The organism is Sporofaciens sp. SGI.106, from assembly GCF_050314255.1.
In the GTDB taxonomy this organism is placed as follows: Bacteria; Bacillota; Clostridia; order Lachnospirales; family Lachnospiraceae; genus Claveliimonas.
In genome coordinates this window covers 244,011-262,854 of sequence record NZ_JBNPMZ010000002.1, presented here as the reverse complement: position 1 = coordinate 262,854, position 18,844 = coordinate 244,011, and the positions used below count along the sequence as shown (strand labels likewise).

The 18,844-nt window shown below is 41.7% G+C and carries 15 protein-coding genes, 1 pseudogene and 1 CRISPR repeat array; of the genes and pseudogenes, 14 read left to right on the top strand and 2 right to left on the bottom strand.

The window, feature by feature from the left end; all coding sequences use genetic code 11:
• Nucleotides 1-16 precede the first annotated feature (16 nt).
• The 11 genes and pseudogenes from ACQRCC_RS03020 to ACQRCC_RS02970 all read left to right on the top strand — a co-directional run.
• Nucleotides 17-346 (top strand): annotated as a pseudogene (locus ACQRCC_RS03020) (nucleoside recognition protein); the annotation flags it as partial.
• 99 nt (nt 347-445) lie between these two features.
• Nucleotides 446-2,584 carry a CRISPR-associated helicase Cas3' gene (cas3, locus tag ACQRCC_RS03015; RefSeq protein WP_427849326.1) on the top strand — a complete coding sequence of 713 codons (2,139 nt, stop codon included), beginning with the start codon at nt 446-448 and terminating at the stop codon, nt 2,582-2,584.
• A 238-nt stretch (nt 2,585-2,822) separates the two neighbouring features.
• Complete coding sequence (locus ACQRCC_RS03010) at nt 2,823-3,290, top strand: DUF3990 domain-containing protein (protein ID WP_427849325.1); 468 nt, start codon at nt 2,823-2,825, stop codon at nt 3,288-3,290.
• The gene (locus tag ACQRCC_RS03005; RefSeq protein WP_427849324.1) at nt 3,274-3,714 is read left to right on the top strand and encodes a hypothetical protein; all 441 of its coding nucleotides are present in this window, start codon (nt 3,274-3,276) and stop codon (nt 3,712-3,714) included. The genes ACQRCC_RS03010 and ACQRCC_RS03005 overlap by 17 nt, the downstream gene beginning before the upstream one ends.
• 19 nt (nt 3,715-3,733) lie before the next feature.
• Entirely contained in the window at nt 3,734-4,396 is a 663-nt protein-coding gene (gene cas5c / locus ACQRCC_RS03000; RefSeq protein WP_427849323.1) for a type I-C CRISPR-associated protein Cas5c, read from the top strand.
• Nucleotides 4,393-6,123: a type I-C CRISPR-associated protein Cas8c/Csd1 gene (gene cas8c / locus ACQRCC_RS02995; protein ID WP_427849322.1), complete on the top strand. Its 1,731-nt coding sequence runs from the start codon at nt 4,393-4,395 to the stop codon at nt 6,121-6,123. Before cas5c ends, cas8c begins: the two co-directional genes overlap by 4 nt.
• Nucleotides 6,124-7,014 carry a type I-C CRISPR-associated protein Cas7/Csd2 gene (cas7c, locus tag ACQRCC_RS02990; RefSeq protein WP_427849321.1) on the top strand — a complete coding sequence of 297 codons (891 nt, stop codon included), beginning with the start codon at nt 6,124-6,126 and terminating at the stop codon, nt 7,012-7,014. It begins immediately after the preceding gene.
• The gene (gene cas4, locus ACQRCC_RS02985) at nt 7,014-7,676 is read left to right on the top strand and encodes a CRISPR-associated protein Cas4 (protein ID WP_427849320.1); all 663 of its coding nucleotides are present in this window, start codon (nt 7,014-7,016) and stop codon (nt 7,674-7,676) included. The genes cas7c and cas4 overlap by 1 nt, the downstream gene beginning before the upstream one ends.
• A complete protein-coding gene (cas1c, locus tag ACQRCC_RS02980; protein WP_427849319.1) occupies nt 7,673-8,704 on the top strand; it encodes a type I-C CRISPR-associated endonuclease Cas1c in 1,032 nt (343 codons plus the stop codon). Before cas4 ends, cas1c begins: the two co-directional genes overlap by 4 nt.
• Before the next feature lie 11 nt (nt 8,705-8,715).
• Nucleotides 8,716-9,006 carry a CRISPR-associated endonuclease Cas2 gene (gene cas2, locus ACQRCC_RS02975; protein WP_427849318.1) on the top strand — a complete coding sequence of 97 codons (291 nt, stop codon included), beginning with the start codon at nt 8,716-8,718 and terminating at the stop codon, nt 9,004-9,006.
• A 180-nt stretch (nt 9,007-9,186) separates the two neighbouring features.
• Nucleotides 9,187-12,463: a CRISPR direct-repeat array (repeat unit 32 nt; unit sequence GTCGCTCCCCTCGCGGGAGCGTGGATTGAAAT).
• 70 nt (nt 12,464-12,533) lie between these two features.
• The gene (locus ACQRCC_RS02970) at nt 12,534-12,779 is read left to right on the top strand and encodes a hypothetical protein (protein ID WP_427849317.1); all 246 of its coding nucleotides are present in this window, start codon (nt 12,534-12,536) and stop codon (nt 12,777-12,779) included.
• Between the two features lie 236 nt (nt 12,780-13,015).
• Here the strand turns inward: ACQRCC_RS02970 and ACQRCC_RS02965 are convergent, their stop codons facing one another.
• Together ACQRCC_RS02965 and ACQRCC_RS02960 are read right to left on the bottom strand one after the other, a co-directional pair.
• A complete protein-coding gene (locus ACQRCC_RS02965; RefSeq protein WP_427849316.1) occupies nt 13,016-14,407 on the bottom strand; it encodes an amidohydrolase in 1,392 nt (463 codons plus the stop codon).
• A 41-nt stretch (nt 14,408-14,448) separates the two neighbouring features.
• Nucleotides 14,449-15,795, bottom strand: a complete 1,347-nt coding sequence (locus ACQRCC_RS02960) for a hypothetical protein (RefSeq protein WP_427849315.1) — start codon at nt 15,793-15,795, stop codon at nt 14,449-14,451.
• Nucleotides 15,796-16,182: 387 nt separating this feature from the next.
• On the opposite strand from ACQRCC_RS02960, the gene ACQRCC_RS02955 reads away from it, so the two are divergent.
• From ACQRCC_RS02955 to ACQRCC_RS02945, 3 genes are all read left to right on the top strand, one after another.
• Nucleotides 16,183-16,608, top strand: a complete 426-nt coding sequence (locus ACQRCC_RS02955) for a MarR family winged helix-turn-helix transcriptional regulator (RefSeq protein ID WP_427849314.1) — start codon at nt 16,183-16,185, stop codon at nt 16,606-16,608.
• 70 nt (nt 16,609-16,678) lie between these two features.
• On the top strand, nt 16,679-18,034 hold the full coding sequence (locus ACQRCC_RS02950; protein ID WP_427849313.1) for an MATE family efflux transporter: 1,356 nt from the start codon (nt 16,679-16,681) through the stop codon (nt 18,032-18,034).
• A 40-nt stretch (nt 18,035-18,074) separates the two neighbouring features.
• Nucleotides 18,075-18,836 carry an HD domain-containing protein gene (locus tag ACQRCC_RS02945; protein WP_427849342.1) on the top strand — a complete coding sequence of 254 codons (762 nt, stop codon included), beginning with the start codon at nt 18,075-18,077 and terminating at the stop codon, nt 18,834-18,836.
• The last annotated feature ends 8 nt before the right edge of the window (nt 18,837-18,844 follow it).

Here is an 18,844-nt window from a genome sequence, read left to right as displayed (position 1 = left end):
TCCTATCTTGACACCAGCTAACGTCCTTGGCCTTGGCTGGGTTGCGACCCCCGCGGGCTTAAGAGCCATGGAAGAGCTTGGGAAGCTTGAGGAAGACAGGAGACGCGGGCGGCTTTCGGGGCCGGTGAGGGCAAGAGGCGTGGCAAGTAATGAGATGTGTACATTTTTGATTATTAATATTTCATCTTTGCAGTTGATTCCGGTAAACGTGATTGCTTACCGGAGCCAGTACGGCAGCGTGAATCCTGCGGGAATCGTGGGAGCCGGGATCGTTGCTACGGCGGTGAGCACGGGAGTGGCGGTAGTGTTTTGTAAGATGATGGATAGAGGGAAGCGGAGAGCGTGAGAGCTCTCCGTTTTTTGTCGATTATGTTTGGTTTGATAATGTATTATGGTATGATTAATTCATACGAATATAAAAAATAATTTTGAAATAGGAGAAGAAATGAAATATTTAGCACATACTAATGAAAATGGAGAAGAACAGACATTGTTGGAACATCTAAGAAATACGGCAGACCTTTCTGGAAAATTTGCTAATAGTTTTGGTGCGTACGAATGGGGATATAATTGCGGGCTTTTACATGATATTGGAAAGTATTCTTTAAAATTTCAGGAAAGACTCCATGGCAATAATGAAATGGTAGATCATTCTACAGCCGGGGCAAAATGGTGCTGGGATCAGAAAGGAGCACATCAGTTTTTGAGTTATTGTATTGCAGGTCATCACGCGGGTTTGCCTGATACGGGTGGTGCCAGTGATACGAGTGCACAAGGAACAATGATGGGGAGGCTTAAAAAGAGACTGGAAGATTATCAGAGGTTTTCGGAAGAAATAGAAATACCAGAATTAAAGACTTTGCCTTTCCAACCGGTTGAAGGAGAAAATCTGGATTTCTTTGCAAGTATGTTGATAAGAATGATCTATTCCTGTCTTGTTGATGCGGATTATCTTGATACAGAACGATTCATGGATGGGGAAAGTATCAGAAATAATGGAGAGCCAATAGAAAGATTATATGAAAAGCTGGAATCACATATTTCCGGATGGCTTGATAATGATGATTTAAATACAATAAACGGGAGAAGAACAGAAATTCTAAAGCATTGTATAGAGATGGGGAAAGAAAAAAAAGGGATTTTCCGATTTACAGTTCCTACCGGAGGTGGGAAAACGGTTTCTTCCCTTGCATTTGCTTTAAAACATGCGAAAGAACATCATATGGAGCGAATCATATATGTGATTCCATATACAAGTATTATTGAACAAAATGCAAAGATATTTGCCGATATACTGGGACAGGATAATGTATTGGAATGCCATAGTTCCGTTGAGTATGAATTGAACGAGGAATTGAAACCGGCGCAGCTTGCAGCAGAAAACTGGGATAAGCCGGTTATAGTAACTACGAGTGTGCAGTTTTTTGAGTCCTTATTTTCAAATAAGCCATCAAAGTGCAGAAAATTACATAACATGACTAACAGTGTTATTATTTTTGATGAAGCACAAATGATTCCTAATGATTATTTGAAACCATGTGTAAGTGCACTGGAACAATTATTGCGTTATTATGGCAGCAGTATTGTACTATGTACAGCAACACAGCCTGCATTAAAAAGGCTATTATCGCCGGACATAAAAATTACTGAATTGTGTGCGCGAATGGATGAACAATTTTCTTTTTTCAAACGCGTTTCTATCAAAAACCTTAACAAGATTACGCAAATCGAATTAATTCAAAGATTGCAGCAGGAGAATCAAGCGCTCTGTATACTAAATACAAAAAAGCGTGCCCAAAATATTTATCAGAGTATAAAGGGAGAAGGAGTCTATCATTTGTCAACATCTATGTATCCTGTCCATAGAAAGAGAGTGTTGAATGTAATCAGAGAAAGGTTGCAGAAGCAGGAAAAATGTATTGTAGTATCTACCAGTCTTGTGGAAGCTGGGGTGGATTTGGATTTCCAAACGGTATACAGACAGCTGGCAGGAGCCGATTCTATCATACAGGCAGCGGGCAGATGTAACCGGGAAGGAAAAAGAATCGGGACAGAATGTTTTACGTATATTTTTAAACTGGATTCGCAGGAATATGTGCAAGGGCAAAGACAGCAAATGGAAGTGACGGAAAGTCTGCTTGAAGAGAATAAAAATCTGGAAGAATTGAATACGATAGAACAGTATTTCGAAATGTTGTATCATTTCCGCGGAGATAGTCTGGACAAAAAAGAAATATTGAAAAAGTTTAGAAAAGGAAATTTTCAGTTTGCCAGTGTCGCCAGAGAATTCAAGCTGATTGAGGAAAATACAAAAACTATTCTTATTCCAAAGGAAGAGGCAGCTCAGAAATTATTAGCACAAGTAAGAATAAAAGGATTCACGAAACAGTTAGTGAGGCAAATGGGGCATTATTGTGTCAATGTCTATGAAAACGATTTTAAAAAGATGTATGCTGCAGGAATGTTGAGTGAAATAACAGGGGATTCCAAGACGGATTATTATGTGTTGAATTCTCTGGAAAAATATACAGATGAGATGGGACTTACTCTGGATATTGAATATGGCGAGGCGATTTTATTTTGAGAAAGAGGGAAGTACATTGTGCACTTCCCTTTTCCCTTAATACTTAATGATAATTTAAAATATTTCAATCCACAATTGGAGAATCCAAAAGACTATTTCAATATATCATATGATACTAAAAAATAAAAGAAGATAAAAGATATTAAATGGTACAAGAAGTATTGACAATATTATGAATATTGTTATATTATAATGATAATTAAAAATGAAAAAATAAAATTCAATGAAAGGAGATATTATGGTTTTATATCATGGAAGCAAAGAGGTAGTAGAATATCCGGAAATAAGGAAAGCTGTGTTTAATAAGGACTTCTATTTTGGATTTTATTGCACCGAATATAAAATTCAGGCAGAACGTTGGGCAACCAGATATGGGCATAAGGGGTATGTAAACAAGTATGAATATGTACCAAATGCGGAATTGAAATATTTAAAATTTGATATGATGACGGAAGAATGGTTGGATTTTATTGTCGCATGTAGATTGGGAAAACCACATACATTTGACATTGTAGAGGGACCGATGGCAGATGATGCAATTTTTAATTATGTGCAAAATTTTATTGATAAAAAAATCTCGCGGGCGGCATTTTGGGAATTGGCAAAATTTAATCATCCGACCCATCAGATTAGTTTTCATACGATTTCAGCTTTAAACACATTAACGTTTCTTGGAAGTGAGGAAGTATATGGGCACAAAGAATAATAGTAAATTGTTTTATACTTGCAGTTTGATTGAATATTTAGGAAGAATACAGAAAAAAAGGAGAGGAGAAATACTTGACGAACTGGGGTATAAAACTTTAGAGAGAATTTATGAGTATTCTGATGTCTTACACTGTGAACCAATAGAAAAAGTGGCGTCTGAATTTATAGATGAATGTAAAATGACATCAGGGTCTTTTGACAATGTCGGAGAATGCAGATATCGAATACCGGATTATTGGACGATAGGAGAAGTCTATGAAAGGCTGATTGAGGACAGCTATTCAGATGAAGATATAGTAGAAGGAATCTGGAACGTATATCATTCATGGATGGATGAGGAAATATCTGATTACAATACAGACTTTTACTTTCAGCCACGTGATTATATTGCAGCATGTTATAGAAAAGGGGAGATTTTGTAGTAAAAGGAGATGAATGTCTATGTCGAAAGGTGTAAAAGTGAAAGTATGGGGGGACTATGCGTTATTCAGCAGACCGGAAATGAAAGTGGAAAGATGTTCTTATGATGTTATGACACCATCGGCAGCCAGAGGAATTCTGGAAGCTGTCTACTGGCATCCCGGAATGAAATGGGTTATTGATAGAATTTATGTAAATAAACCAATACAATTTACAAGTGTCAGAAGAAATGAAGTAAAAAGCAAGATATCAGCTAATAATGTATTACCGGTATATAATGGAACCCCTAAAAGGCTTTATCTTAGCAGTAAAGCGGAAATTGTACAGAGATCTTCCATGTTGCTTCGAAATGTTGAATATGTTATAGAAGCCCATTTTGAGATGACGGAGAAGGCAAATATCAGTGATAATCCTGGAAAATTTAAGGACATTATTATGCGGAGATTAAGAAAAGGGGAGTGTTTCCATACGCCATATTTTGGATGCAGAGAATTTCCGGTAAGATTCTGTTTGTGCGAAGATGAGGAAATCCATACAGCTTATGCGGATGAAGATGAACGGGATTTAGGGTTTATGTTGTATGATCTGGATTATTCGGATCCGGAGAATATCCAGCCTATGTTTTTTAGGGCAATTATGAAAAAAGGAATTATCGATTTGAAAGACTGTGAGGTGGTTCGATGATTCTACAGGCATTGGTGGAGTATTATGAAACGCTACTGGAAAATAACAAAGTTGCAAATCAAGGCTGGTGTCAGGCGAAAGTCTCTTATGCTTTAAATCTGGATGTGAATGGTAGAATAAAAGGGGTGATAACCCTAAAGCAGGAAACGGAAAGAGGAAAATCGAAGATATGGGTACCGGCATACAGAACGGTTCCGCAAACAGTTTCTCGCTCGTCAGGTGTGTTGGCAAATTTCCTTTGTGATAATTCGAAATATATTTTGGGAGTCGACGAATCGGGAAATGGGAAAAGAGTACAGGAGTGTTTTGAGGCTTCCAAAGAGAAACATTTAAAAATATTGAACTCGGTGAGCGGAGAGATGGCTGAAGCGGTAAGAAATTTCTACTGCACATGGAATCCGGAGGAAGCAAAAGAGCATGAGAAGCTGAAAGAGATTTGGGAAGATATTACAGATGGAAGCAATCTGATTTTTGTAATGAATGAAAAAGAAGCGCAAGACGATGGGGCGATACATGCGGCATGGGAAAATTTTTTGAATCAGGAAGAAGGAAAAGCATCGGGGACATGCCTTGTTACAGGAAGAAAAGATGAAATTGCAAGAATCCATTCGACGATAAAAGGTGTACAAGGAGCACAATCCAGTGGCGCGGCATTAGTATCGTTTAATGCACCTGCATTTGAATCTTATGGAAAAGAGCAAAGTTATAATGCACCGGTAGGAAAATATGCCGCGTTTGCTTATACGACAGCGTTAAATTACCTTTTGGCACAAAGAGATTATGTTTTTCAGTTCGGTGATACGACGGTTGTCTTTTGGGCAGAAGACGGAGAGGAAATATATCAGGATCTTTTAAGTGGATTCTTGGAGCCTCGGGAGGATAATCAGGAAACCATAAAAAATATTTTCAAAAATTTTAAGGAACAAAGAGCGATTGATATTAATGGTATCAAAGTGAATGTCGATCAGAAATTCTATATTTTAGGTCTGGCGCCGAATGCAGCCAGACTGGCAGTTCGATTTTTTTATGAGGACAGTTTCGGAAAGATTCTGGATAACCTTCAATTGCATTATGAAAGAATGGAATTGGTGAAACCATCCTGGGAAAAACGGGAATATTTGGGCGTGGGAAGTATGCTAAATGAGACTGTTAATCAGAAATCCAAAGACAAGAAGCCGATGCCAAATCTTCCGGGGGCGGTTTTAAGAGCAATTTTAGAAAATGGAAGATATCCGGAAATCCTTTATAACAATATATTGATAAGGATACGAGCAGAACAAGGGCGGATAACATGGGGACGAGCTGCAATTATAAAGGCTTATTTAATTCAGAATAAGTCATTAGAAAGGGAGGAGAATTTTGTGGGATTAAATCAGGAAACAAATGATACGGCATATGTTTTGGGGCGAATTTTTTCAATACTCGAATACATACAGAAGGATGCCAACCCGGAAATTAATGCAACGATAAAGGACAGATATTTCAATTCAGCTTGCGCAAATCCAGCTTCAGTCTTTCCGATTTTGATGAAGTTAAAGAACAGCCATCTTCGGAAAATAGGAAGACAAAAAGAATGGAGAAGGGCATATTTTGAAGGAGTACTGGCAGAGTTGTTGGGAAAAGTTACAGAGTTTCCTAAGAGCTTTACATTAGAAGAACAGGGGCGTTTTATTTTAGGATATTATCACCAAGTACAGAAACTATATGAGAAGAAGGAGGAAGAATAAATGAGTGAGGTAATTAAAAACAGATATGAATTTGTGATTTTATTTGATGTAGAAAATGGAAATCCAAACGGAGATCCCGATGCGGGAAATATGCCGAGAATTGACCCAGAGACAGGATACGGGCTGGTTACGGATGTGTGTCTGAAACGTAAAATAAGAAACTATATTGAGACAGTGAAAGAGGACGAACAGGGGTATGATATATATATTAAGGAAGATGTTCCGCTTAACAGAAGCGATAACAGAGCAATTGAATATATTGGGTTAAAAGAAGTAAATTCAAAAGATTTGAAGAAAAAAGATCTAGGTGCAGATTTAAAAATCAGGGATTTTATGTGTCGAAATTTTTATGATATCCGAACATTTGGGGCGGTCATGACTACATTTGTGACAGCGCATTTAAATTGTGGACAGGTAAGAGGGCCGGTACAGATTGGATTTGCCAGAAGTATTGATCCGATTGTAAGTCAGGAAGTAACAATAACCAGAGTGGCGATTACTACTGAAAAAGATGCTGGGAATAAAAGTACAGAAATGGGACGCAAAAATATTGTTCCATATGCTTTGTATCGGGCAGAAGGATATATTTCGGCAAATCTGGCCAGAAAAGTGACAGGATTTTCTGAAGATGATCTGGAACTTTTGTGGGACGCTATTATAAATATGTTTGAGAACGACCATTCTGCAGCGAGAGGAAAAATGGCTGTACGTGAATTAATTGTGTTTAAGCATAGTAAGGAACTGGGAGATTGTCCGGCATATAAATTGTTTGACGCTGTCGACGTAAAAAAGAGAGAAGAAGTTGTATATCCGAGAAAATATCAGGATTATACGATTAATATATGTGAAGATATGATACCAGATACAGTGGAATTAATAAGGAAAATATAATGGAATATAGAGAAGATGAATATTTGATGATTTCAGGGATTCAACATTTCAGCTTTTGCAGAAGACAATGGGCATTGATTCATATTGAACAACAATGGGCGGAAAATGAACATACAGTGATTGGAGAATTAATGCATAAAAAAGCGCATGATCCATATTTGACGGAAAAGAGAAAGGATGTGCTTATTACAAGAGCACTTCCGGTTTCTTCACGTTTACTTGGAATAAGTGGAGAATGTGATGTGGTAGAATTTCACAAAAAAGAACAAGGGGTAAAGCTGTATGGGCATAGAGGCTTTTTTGAACTATATCCGATAGAATATAAAAAGGGGAAGCCCAAAGAGTCTGAAGAAGACATTCTACAATTAACAGCACAAGCCTTGTGTTTGGAGGAAATGTTTTCTACGGATATTTCAGAAGGTGCGCTTTTTTATGGAGAAACAAGAAGAAGAGAGATTATTCAATTTACTAATGAATTAAGGGAACATGTGAAAGATATGGTGAAAGAAATGCATCAATATTATGCAGATCAGTACACTCCAAAAGTGAAATATAGTAAACGATGTCATTCTTGTTCATTAAAGGATATATGTATGCCTAAAATGGGAAAAGCTACTTCGGTTAATGAGTATATTGAGCAGACATTGGGGGATTTGCAGTGAAAAAATTGTTGAATACATTGTATATTACATCAGAAGATAGTTATTTGTCTCTTGACGGGGAAAATATAGTTGTTTCAGAGAACGGGTGCGAGAAAGGAAGAATTCCACTTCATAATCTGGAAGGAATTGTTACGTTCGGATATAGAGGGACAAGTCCGGCACTGATGGGAGCATGTGCAGACAGAAATATTTCTTTATGTTATTTGTCGCCTCAGGGGAAATTTTTAGCAAGGGTAAGTGGAAAAGTCAAAGGAAATGTGATTTTAAGAGAACAGCAATATAGGAGTTTTCTGAATGATGAAACCAGCTTGAATGTTGCAAAGAATTGTATTATTGGAAAAATCTATAATGCAAGATGGGTGTTGGAGAGAGCAACACGGGACCATAGTCTGCAGGTAGATGTTGAGAAAATGAAAGAGGCATCAGAAAATCTGAAGAATTCATTAAATTATGTGAAGGATTGTCAGTCTAAGGAACAGTTACGGGGATTTGAAGGTCAGGCGGCTCAAATATATTTTGGAGTTTTTGACGAATTGATTCTTCAACAGAAAAAAGACTTTTTCTTTCAAGGAAGAACAAAGCGCCCGCCAACGGATAATGTTAATGCATTACTTTCGTTTGTGTATACGTTATTGACTAACACCATTACTTCTGCATTGGAAACAGTTGGTCTGGATCCATATGTGGGATGTTTTCATACTGAGCGCCCAGGACGAGTTTCATTGTCATTGGATTTAATTGAGGAATTGCGCCCGGTTCTTGCAGACCGGTTTGTAGTGTCTTTGATTAATAAGAAAATGATTTCAGGAAAAGGATTTAAGAAAAAAGAAAATGGTGCAGTTTTGATGAATGATGAAACCAGAAAAACTGTGTTAGTGGAATGGCAGAATAAAAAACGTGAAATTCTTACACATCCTTTTTTGAAGGAAAAGGTTGAGTGGGGAATGATTCCTTATGTCCAGTCTATGCTGTTGGCCAGATATTTAAGAGGAGACTTAGATGCTTATCCGCCTTTTTTATGGAAGTGAGGCTATATTTTATGTTAGTACTAATTACATATGATGTAAATACAGAAACATCCGCGGGAAAAGCCCGGTTAAGAAAAGTTGCAAAACAATGTGTAAATTATGGAAGACGTGTACAGAATTCTGTATTTGAGTGTGTGCTTGATAATGCGCAATGCGTAAAGTTAAAATCAGTACTGTCGGATATTATTGACACAGAAGTAGATAGTTTGAGGTTTTATTATTTGGGGAACAAATATAAAACAAAAGTTGAAAGTATAGGTGTAGAACGTGGAATTGCGGTAGAGGATGTATTGGTTTTGTAGCTTATAGTTAGTGCGGATCATAAGTAAACAAGAAAATGCTGGTCGATTCGCACTTGAAAATTGATGTAAAAAAATATTGAGTAAGTATGAAAATCTGTAATTGGAAAAAAATAATTACAGATTATGGCAAAATTGACAAGATTTTTTCAAAAGATTATTCAGAATATATTCAATTTTGCTGTCGCTCCCCTCGCGGGAGCGTGGATTGAAATATCTTGGCTACCAGGCTTGGATCCAGCTGAGCTTGTCGCTCCCCTCGCGGGAGCGTGGATTGAAATTGCATCCGTGATAGTCAGAGACGTATCCTCATTGTCGCTCCCCTCGCGGGAGCGTGGATTGAAATTGCCTCTGCGCTGAATACATTGCAAAGAGAAAACGTCGCTCCCCTCGCGGGAGCGTGGATTGAAATAGATCAATCCGATTGAGAGAATAATTGTCGTTGAGGTCGCTCCCCTCGCGGGAGCGTGGATTGAAATCCTTAATAAGCTGCAGATCTGTATCATATAAATCGTCGCTCCCCTCGCGGGAGCGTGGATTGAAATTCTCCAACATATGAACCCCATCCAGAGCCTTGTAGTCGCTCCCCTCGCGGGAGCGTGGATTGAAATTGCTTGACCTACTGTACCAATCACAGTGTCTTTTGGTCGCTCCCCTCGCGGGAGCGTGGATTGAAATAATAATCTGGTCTGGAACATAACTAAACGCATTGGTCGCTCCCCTCGCGGGAGCGTGGATTGAAATATCCTCTGCAAGTGCATAATTTTCCATGACTTCAGTCGCTCCCCTCGCGGGAGCGTGGATTGAAATGCGCAGAAATTGTTTACGGAATCGGAATCATGGGTCGCTCCCCTCGCGGGAGCGTGGATTGAAATCGTAATTACTATTCAATCATATTCTGGGTCACTGTCGCTCCCCTCGCGGGAGCGTGGATTGAAATATTAACAATACTAGTCCCATTAATCTGCACGTCGGGTCGCTCCCCTCGCGGGAGCGTGGATTGAAATAATGTTTCCCTGGTTGAGCTGTCCGTATACTGGATTGTCGCTCCCCTCGCGGGAGCGTGGATTGAAATTTTAATGGCTATCAATTTCCTCTGTGTGCCCGTTGGTCGCTCCCCTCGCGGGAGCGTGGATTGAAATAGCTAACTCTCCTAAAAGATATTTCGCACCTGCTGTCGCTCCCCTCGCGGGAGCGTGGATTGAAATCTCGATACATCCGGGATAACTCCCTCTGCAAGGTCGTCGCTCCCCTCGCGGGAGCGTGGATTGAAATTCAGGGACATCATAACAATGCCCCCAATCCATAAGAGTCGCTCCCCTCGCGGGAGCGTGGATTGAAATATTTTGCATTTTCTTTTCCTTTGTCCTCTCTGCAGTCGCTCCCCTCGCGGGAGCGTGGATTGAAATGTTACTGATGCGGAATTTGGTTCGTACTGCACCCTGTCGCTCCCCTCGCGGGAGCGTGGATTGAAATCCCCACTTTGGCTTTAACACGCTGTATCTCACCAGTCGCTCCCCTCGCGGGAGCGTGGATTGAAATGCTGTATCTGCCTGTCACCCTCGTCTGAGACGTCCGTCGCTCCCCTCGCGGGAGCGTGGATTGAAATTTCAAAATCCGGATTTGGTGCCGCCGGAACGTCTGTCGCTCCCCTCGCGGGAGCGTGGATTGAAATATCGGAAAGCTGTCGTTGCTGGCCAGAATTCCCTGTCGCTCCCCTCGCGGGAGCGTGGATTGAAATGACCTCAATCTTGTATTCATCCTGCCTGGCACTCAGTCGCTCCCCTCGCGGGAGCGTGGATTGAAATACAGGGGATTTTTGAAAAAGCTCAGAAAGGATCCAGTCGCTCCCCTCGCGGGAGCGTGGATTGAAATTTATATTTCCACATTAAAAAAAGTCCAACTGGCCGTCGCTCCCCTCGCGGGAGCGTGGATTGAAATTGGCTAGATGTTTCTGGCGAATTTGCGTTTATCGTCGCTCCCCTCGCGGGAGCGTGGATTGAAATCCCTTCCAGTCGGCTGCAGTTCAATGAGTGATATCGTCGCTCCCCTCGCGGGAGCGTGGATTGAAATTCCTATCATAGTACATATCTTTTCCTGCCGGAATGTCGCTCCCCTCGCGGGAGCGTGGATTGAAATAATGGAATAGCGCTCTTGCAAGCCCTATGGATGGTCGCTCCCCTCGCGGGAGCGTGGATTGAAATCTCCCCAGTCTGTGCTTAACAGGGCCGTTCCGAACGTCGCTCCCCTCGCGGGAGCGTGGATTGAAATTACTACTATTCCACAATTACTTAAAACAGTAGAGTCGCTCCCCTCGCGGGAGCGTGGATTGAAATTCTCTGTCTTGGATTTTCATTGTATCCATATACGTCGCTCCCCTCGCGGGAGCGTGGATTGAAATTCGTCAGTGTAAGCGATCCGGCGCTTCGGAAACAGTCGCTCCCCTCGCGGGAGCGTGGATTGAAATTCAAGCAGATGATAATAGTGTTCATCCGCAAATTCGTCGCTCCCCTCGCGGGAGCGTGGATTGAAATTTCTGAGTTTCTTCCGCTCGTGCTTTACGTTTTCGTCGCTCCCCTCGCGGGAGCGTGGATTGAAATAGTATCTGGCAGAAATGACGGATGTGTATATCCGTCGCTCCCCTCGCGGGAGCGTGGATTGAAATTGAGTCGCAAATAAAAGTATATTATTCCGGAGAAGGTCGCTCCCCTCGCGGGAGCGTGGATTGAAATTTTAATCTCATCAGAAATAATATCAACAACAATAGTCGCTCCCCTCGCGGGAGCGTGGATTGAAATCTGCTGCATATCTCGGATTTTATCTGCTCCAAGCCGTCGCTCCCCTCGCGGGAGCGTGGATTGAAATTCTCCGTACCCGTCCGCAAATGTTCCGCGACACGGTCGCTCCCCTCGCGGGAGCGTGGATTGAAATCGGATTCTACCAAGGATGCGATTGACCAGGCAGTGTCGCTCCCCTCGCGGGAGCGTGGATTGAAATATTAGACATTCCTAAGGATTGTCAGATTTTGGAGTCGCTCCCCTCGCGGGAGCGTGGATTGAAATTTACCTTTTCCAAAAGGGCGGCAGACGAATCGACGTCGCTCCCCTCGCGGGAGCGTGGATTGAAATCCTACATATAGATAATGCCATCTGCTCTGTAAGAGAGTCGCTCCCCTCGCGGGAGCGTGGATTGAAATCATATAATCACCTCCTGTAAGATGAATATATCACGTCGCTCCCCTCGCGGGAGCGTGGATTGAAATGATCTACCGCATATTATATCGAAAAAGGAGAAACGTCGCTCCCCTCGCGGGAGCGTGGATTGAAATGATCTACCGCATATTATATCGAAAAAGGAGAAACGTCGCTCCCCTCGCGGGAGCGTGGATTGAAATTCAGATCTGCAGCCAGATCCGCGTAATACTTTGCGTCGCTCCCCTCGCGGGAGCGTGGATTGAAATAGATGTTGGATTGACGCCTTATCATGCAAGACAAATTAAGTTTTCTGCTCAGGTTCGGACGGAATTAGAGATGTTGCTTATTATTGCTGAGAAGCTGACGGGTGCTTATGAAAAAGTAAAATCAAATATGAAACTGAAAGATTTTGCAAAGGCAAATATCAAATGTGGGAAGAAAAAATACGATAATAGTACATCTTTCTATACAGATTATTTTGGAGGCAATCCAGAGTTGTTGGTACGGTGTATTAAAGAGTATAAGAAATATAATGGATCACATGGGAAGGATGAACATTATCTGGCAGAATTATTAAAATGACAGTATTACCCTGATTATAGATACAATCATCCGTTATTCACGGATAACATGAAAATTTGCAGTGATTCCAAGTTTATCCGGAGGATGTGGAAGAATAATAACGAAAAACTCCTACTCAAACCATTGCAATGAATTGGTTGAGTAGGAGTTTTTTAGGAAGTTCAGAGAGCTATTCCAAAACGTCAGGTGAGAATTAGACAAGCTTCAGAGCGTCTCTCCTGCAGTGAAAACGAAAGTTATGTTGTCTCAGCCTCGAGAAGATCCGGTGTGATCTCCGGTGGAATCGGACAATGGTAAGGCTGGTTTCCCGTCTTATCCCTCAACTGCTTCCATGCCGTCTCGATAATCTCAGGGTTGTCACAGATATCAATGGCTGTTGCCGCAATAATCTGGCCAGCATACAGCATACCCCTGTGGGCGAAATCGCTCTTACCACATGCGACAGCCTGCCAGCTGTGTGCTGCGGTTCCAATTGGCCAAGTGCTTGTGCCACACTGCGAGACTGGACATACCCAGCTCACATCACCTACATCAGATGACCCCGCAAGAGGCATGTTCCCCGCTTTGTTCCAAGGCATGGGTTTTATATTGAATGCATTTTCGATGATGGTGTCCGCAGCTTTCTGCGTTTTTACGATTTCAAGGGCAAAAGCCATATCCTCTGCACCTTCAACAGGGTTAGGAATTTCGCACATATTATTGTACATAACCTCATCCAGAGCCGGAATCAACACAGTATTGCTGGTTCCTTTCAGGAATTTAATCGTCACCTTTGTATCGGTCATCAAGGCAGCGCCTCTTGCAATATTATTGACCCGTTCATATAGATCAGCAAGCTCCGGAGCAAAAGGTGCTCTGATCTGATAAAGTGCAGATGCTTGAGCCTGGACAATATTTGGTGAGATTCCACCTGTATCAGTGATGGCGTAATGGATTCTTGCAGTGGATGGTATATGTTCTCTAAGGAACTGTACTCCAATATTCATCAGTTCAAGCGCATCAAGAGCGCTTCTTCCTGCTTCTGGTGCCGCAGCTGCATGAGATGCCTTGCCTGTAAAGCTGTAACGGATGGAATCATTTGCAAGAACTGGTCCGGGAGGCATCATATTAAGGTCGTTGGGATGCCAGCTTAATGCCACATCCAGCTGATTGAAACAGCCCTCTCTAGCCATAAAGGTTTTTCCGCTGCCACCCTCTTCTGCAGGACAGCCGAAATACACTACAGTTCCGCTCTTACCTTCTGTTTCAAGATAATGCTTGAAACCTACAGCGCCCATGAGTGCGCCAACACCAAGGAGGTTATGGCCACAACCATGTCCATTTCCGTTTCCTTCAGCAGATTCCTTTTCTGCAACTCCAGCTTTTTGACTTAGTCCTGGAAGCGCGTCATATTCTCCAAGAAAACCAATCACAGGTTTACCGCTTCCCCACTGGGCACAAAACGCTGTTTTGAGCCCCGCCAGACCTACGGTCACTGAAAAACCTTCATTCTCTAAAAAAGCTACATAATCCTGTACGGACTGCTTTTCCTGAAATCGAATCTCAGCATTTTCCCAAATCTTGTCGCTAAGAGAATAGAAGTCTGATGCTCTTTCCTCCAGGTAATGAACTACTCTGCTCTTATCCATTTGTATTGCTCCTTTTAATAATTATAATACTTTGTTAAAGTTTATGTTCCGTTTTTTCTTCGTTTTCCTGCAAAACATACTATGAGTACAGCGCCAAGCAGGAGAAGTGTGCAGCAGATCAATCCGGTAGTGCGAAGTAACAGGGAGACGCCCGGATTGGGGATACCGGCTGCATATGGCTCAAGAAGATTCTGATGAATCCTCATTTCTCCTAGCATATAGATTGTGAAAAACAATATAAGTTGCTCTATTATGCTGCCCGTAGTCTGTAATCTGATTCTCACAAGTGCTCGTTCCTCTCTTACATAGCGTTCATCTTTCATGTATCTTGCACTTACTTCTGATACAACAATATTGGCGAAAATCCCGCAAAGCACAATTCCGGTCAAGTTGACAACCTGTGACGGAAGTGTCAACAAGAAAGAGAGCACAGCTGAAAGAAGGATGCACACATTGTTTAATCTTGAACCTGAGAGATGCTTTGCCATCATCTTACGCACCATGTCTGACACTATACCGCTCACAGCGATGGCAAGATATACCAGCATTGCCATAGTAGTGTTGCTTACTGATGTATGGTAGACCAGACTGTAAAGCAACACAAAGCTTTTCATTGCACCCACCCAGTACGTCTGAAAGGAATAATCCATATAGTGGCGACGTCTATACATTTCCACGTCTATAAAAAAAATCACCGCAATCGGTGTCAGCCACATCAGTACTGATACACCTGACTGCTGATATTGACGAAGGATTAGAAGACTAAGGAGTGCCAGAATACCGAAAATGAAAAATGCAGGGCTCTTCTTGCTGGTATCGAAGGCTTTTCGTCCGTCAAAAAGCGCATCTCCATCTAAGCGGAGGACGATCCAAAGTGCACTGGATATATAAAGCAGAAACAGAAGTGGAACTATAGGCAGGTTGCTTTTCCCAAGGCCAAGAGCCAAAATCATGATTAGCAGATAGAGGATCATTCCTATACTCTTTCCCTTTTTTAAGGAAGCATCACGTTCCGCGAGGATAGAAAAGACTGGAATAAACATGGCACGTACAGGAGAAAGTCCTACACCAATGAGCAACGAGCTCACAATAAGAAGAGGCCGGTATAGATATGACAATACCATTAACAACGCTCCTGAAAGGGCCATAACCATTCCGCTTTTCATGATTCTGTAAGGGTTAGATATCTTGCCGAACCCGCGTAATGCAATCAGGCAGGCTCGCTCTATGGAATAGAGGATTACAACAGGAACGAAGAAGTTCACTGTTGCTATTTTCCCACTCAGCAAAGAGGAAAAAATCGTAAATGGCAGTAGCATATAGCTTTCTGATAAACTGGATAATACACCCAGACCCAGCTTGGAGATAGGTTTCTTTCTGATTTGCATGTTATCGTACCTCCTCTTTGAAAGCTCTGAATACGGTCGACAGGACACATTTCGGCTATCATTATCTCTTGTGGAACCGCCATAAATAAATCCTCTTTTAATATAGTCATAATATCATTATGCGGACTTCAAATGCAAGTATTTATTACAATTTGTTGCACCAGCACATATATAAAAACCGCCGTTCTTGGCGGTTTGGTAAATAGCAAGGCGAGAGGGGTGTTTTTAACACAAGCCGTTGCAAATAACGGCTTTCCAGGTGAAATAAAGCTGGTAAAAATAATAGTATGCGATTGACATTAATATAATAGCATGCTATTATATGGGATAAGATGTGAATCCTGATTTTTAGGGGAAATAAGAAATATGCACCAGGGGGTGAAATTTGTGAATGTAAATAATACTGCAGGAGGAATGATTAAGATGATCAATGAAGCATTGGAGAGAGATGCCAACAACAACCTCCGGTCATCTGGAACTACGATGTCTCAGATAACGGTTTTACTCATGTTAAATGAAAATGCGGATGGTACCCTTACACTCAAGGAAATTGAGCATTCTCTTCATTGTGCTCAATCAACGGCTCATGGGTTGATAACGAGGCTTGAAGAAAAGGGATTTGTTATCAGTAACGGAGATCCGGATGACAAACGGATTCGCGTAGTCAATATTACAGAAAAGGGAATCGGATGCTGCAGGGATGCCGAGGAGCAGATGATGCAGACAGAGAAGAGAATCCTGCAGTCCCTGAGTAAAGAAGAACAAAAGCAATTTCTGACCTATTTATCTAAAGTAAAAAACACACTCATTTGATTACATCCTCACAGTAATGTGGGGAAATCAATTGAGTAAAATAATCGCATGCTATTAAAAGGAGATAATCATGAATAAAAATGTAAATGAAAATAAAACAGATGGCTCCGAGGTATTCCGTTTGGCGCCCGTTCCCAGGGCCGTTTTACAAAATGCTATTCCGGCAATGCTTGCTATGTTAATGGTACTTGTCTATAATCTTGCAGATACGTTTTTTATCGGGCAAACCCATGATGCATTACAGGTCTCGGCAGTATCACTTGCAACTCCGGTATTTTTATTTTTTATGGCGGTGGGAACAATTTTTGGTATTGGCGGCACATCCGTCATTTCCCGCGCTCTTGGGGAAGGGCGCAGGGATTATGCAAAGAAAGTCTGTGCTTTCTGTATGTGGGCATGTGTTGTGATCGGGATCCTGATGTCTATTGGGTTTCTTGTGTTTATGGAACCACTTTTGAAGCTTATTGGTGCAAGCGCGGATACATGGGAGATGACGAAATCATATCTGACAATCGTATCATTTTGCGGTCCGTTTGTGTTAATAGCCAATTGCTTTAACAATGTTATTCGGGCAGAAGGGCAGTCAACGAAAGCGATGATGGGGCAGTTGATTGGTAATGCTTTCAACGTAATTCTTGATCCGGTTTTTATTCTGTTCTTACATTGGAATATCGTGGGTGCTGCTGTTGCAACAGTAATCGGAAATGTAATCGGAGCGGGGTATTATATTGGCTATTTCCTGAAAGGAAATTCTGCCCTTAGCATAAATATCAGGGATGTGACACCGAAGGAGAAGGTAATGACCAGCGTTCTTGCCATTGGTGTTCCGGCTTCTCTTGGATCCATTTTTATGAGTGTTTCTCAAATTGTGGTGAATGCAAGGCTGGCGTCCTATGATGACATGGCTCTTGCCGGTTATGGAGTTGCGGCGAAGGTTACTATGATAACCGGAATGATTTGTATAGGGCTTGGGCAGGGGGTGCAGCCCCTCCTCGGATACTGTGTTGGGGCAAAACTCACGGACCGTTTTCATAAAGTGATGCGCTTTTCCGCCATTCTTGGTCTGCTGCTCAGTACGATAATGACGGGATTATGCTATTTATTTACAAATCAGATTGTTGGCGTATTTGTGACTAATCCGGATGCATTTTCTTATGGAATAAGGTTTGTGCGGATTCTGCTGACTACGAGCTTTTTATTTGGAATATATTATGTGCTTTTGAATGCCATACAGGCAATGGGAGCCGGAACAGAGGCGCTGATCATGAACCTCAGCAGGCAGGGGCTCATATTCATCCCTGCGCTGTTTATTCTTGAGGCTATCATCGGGATCCATGGAATTGTGTGGGCACAACCTGTAGCAGATGTGCTTTCTATGTTATTGGTGATTGTTTTGTATAGACAATGTATGAAAAAAATGCTATAACTGAATAAATATAACTGGAGAATAACGGGTAAAAATAATGATGAACATAGAATTTGCACGGAAGGAATTTCAGGACTATCTGGCTTCCTTTGATCGAGAAAATGAAAAGATTAAATTGAAAATAATCCACACAGAAGGAGTGGTTCACTGTGCCGCAGAGATTGCCAGGCGTATGAATTTATCGGAGGAAGATAAATGTCTGGCGGAGTTGATTGCGCTGCTTCACGATATTGGACGGTTTGAGCAGATCAAGCAGTTTGACAGCTTCGAGCCAACAACTATGGATCATGCGTCCTACGGGGTGGAAATTCTCTTTGGTGAGAGGAAGATGATTCGAAGATTTGTGAAGGAGGATACTTGGGATGAGGTGATCCGCACAGCGATTGCTCACCACAGTGACTATGAATTGCCGGATATCCGGGATGAACAGACTCTTCTTCATGCAAAGCTGATCCGGGATGCAGACAAGCTGGATAATTGCCGTGTGAAGCTGGAGGAGTCCATAGAGGTATTGCTTGGCATGGATGCACAATCTGTTGGAAGTCAGGAAATCACGGAGAAGGTGTGGGAATATTGCCTGAACCATAAGTGTATTAAATCAGCGGATAGAAGAAACAAAATTGATTACTGGGTATCTTATATTGTTTACTTTTTCGACATTAATTTCCCGGAGACATTTTCGATTATCCGGGAAGAGAATTACCTGGACAGGATTATTGATCGGATTCCTTACACGAATCCGGATACGGTTCAGAAGATGGAAAAACTTCGGAAGATGATAAATGAATATATGAGGAGTTAACGGACAGT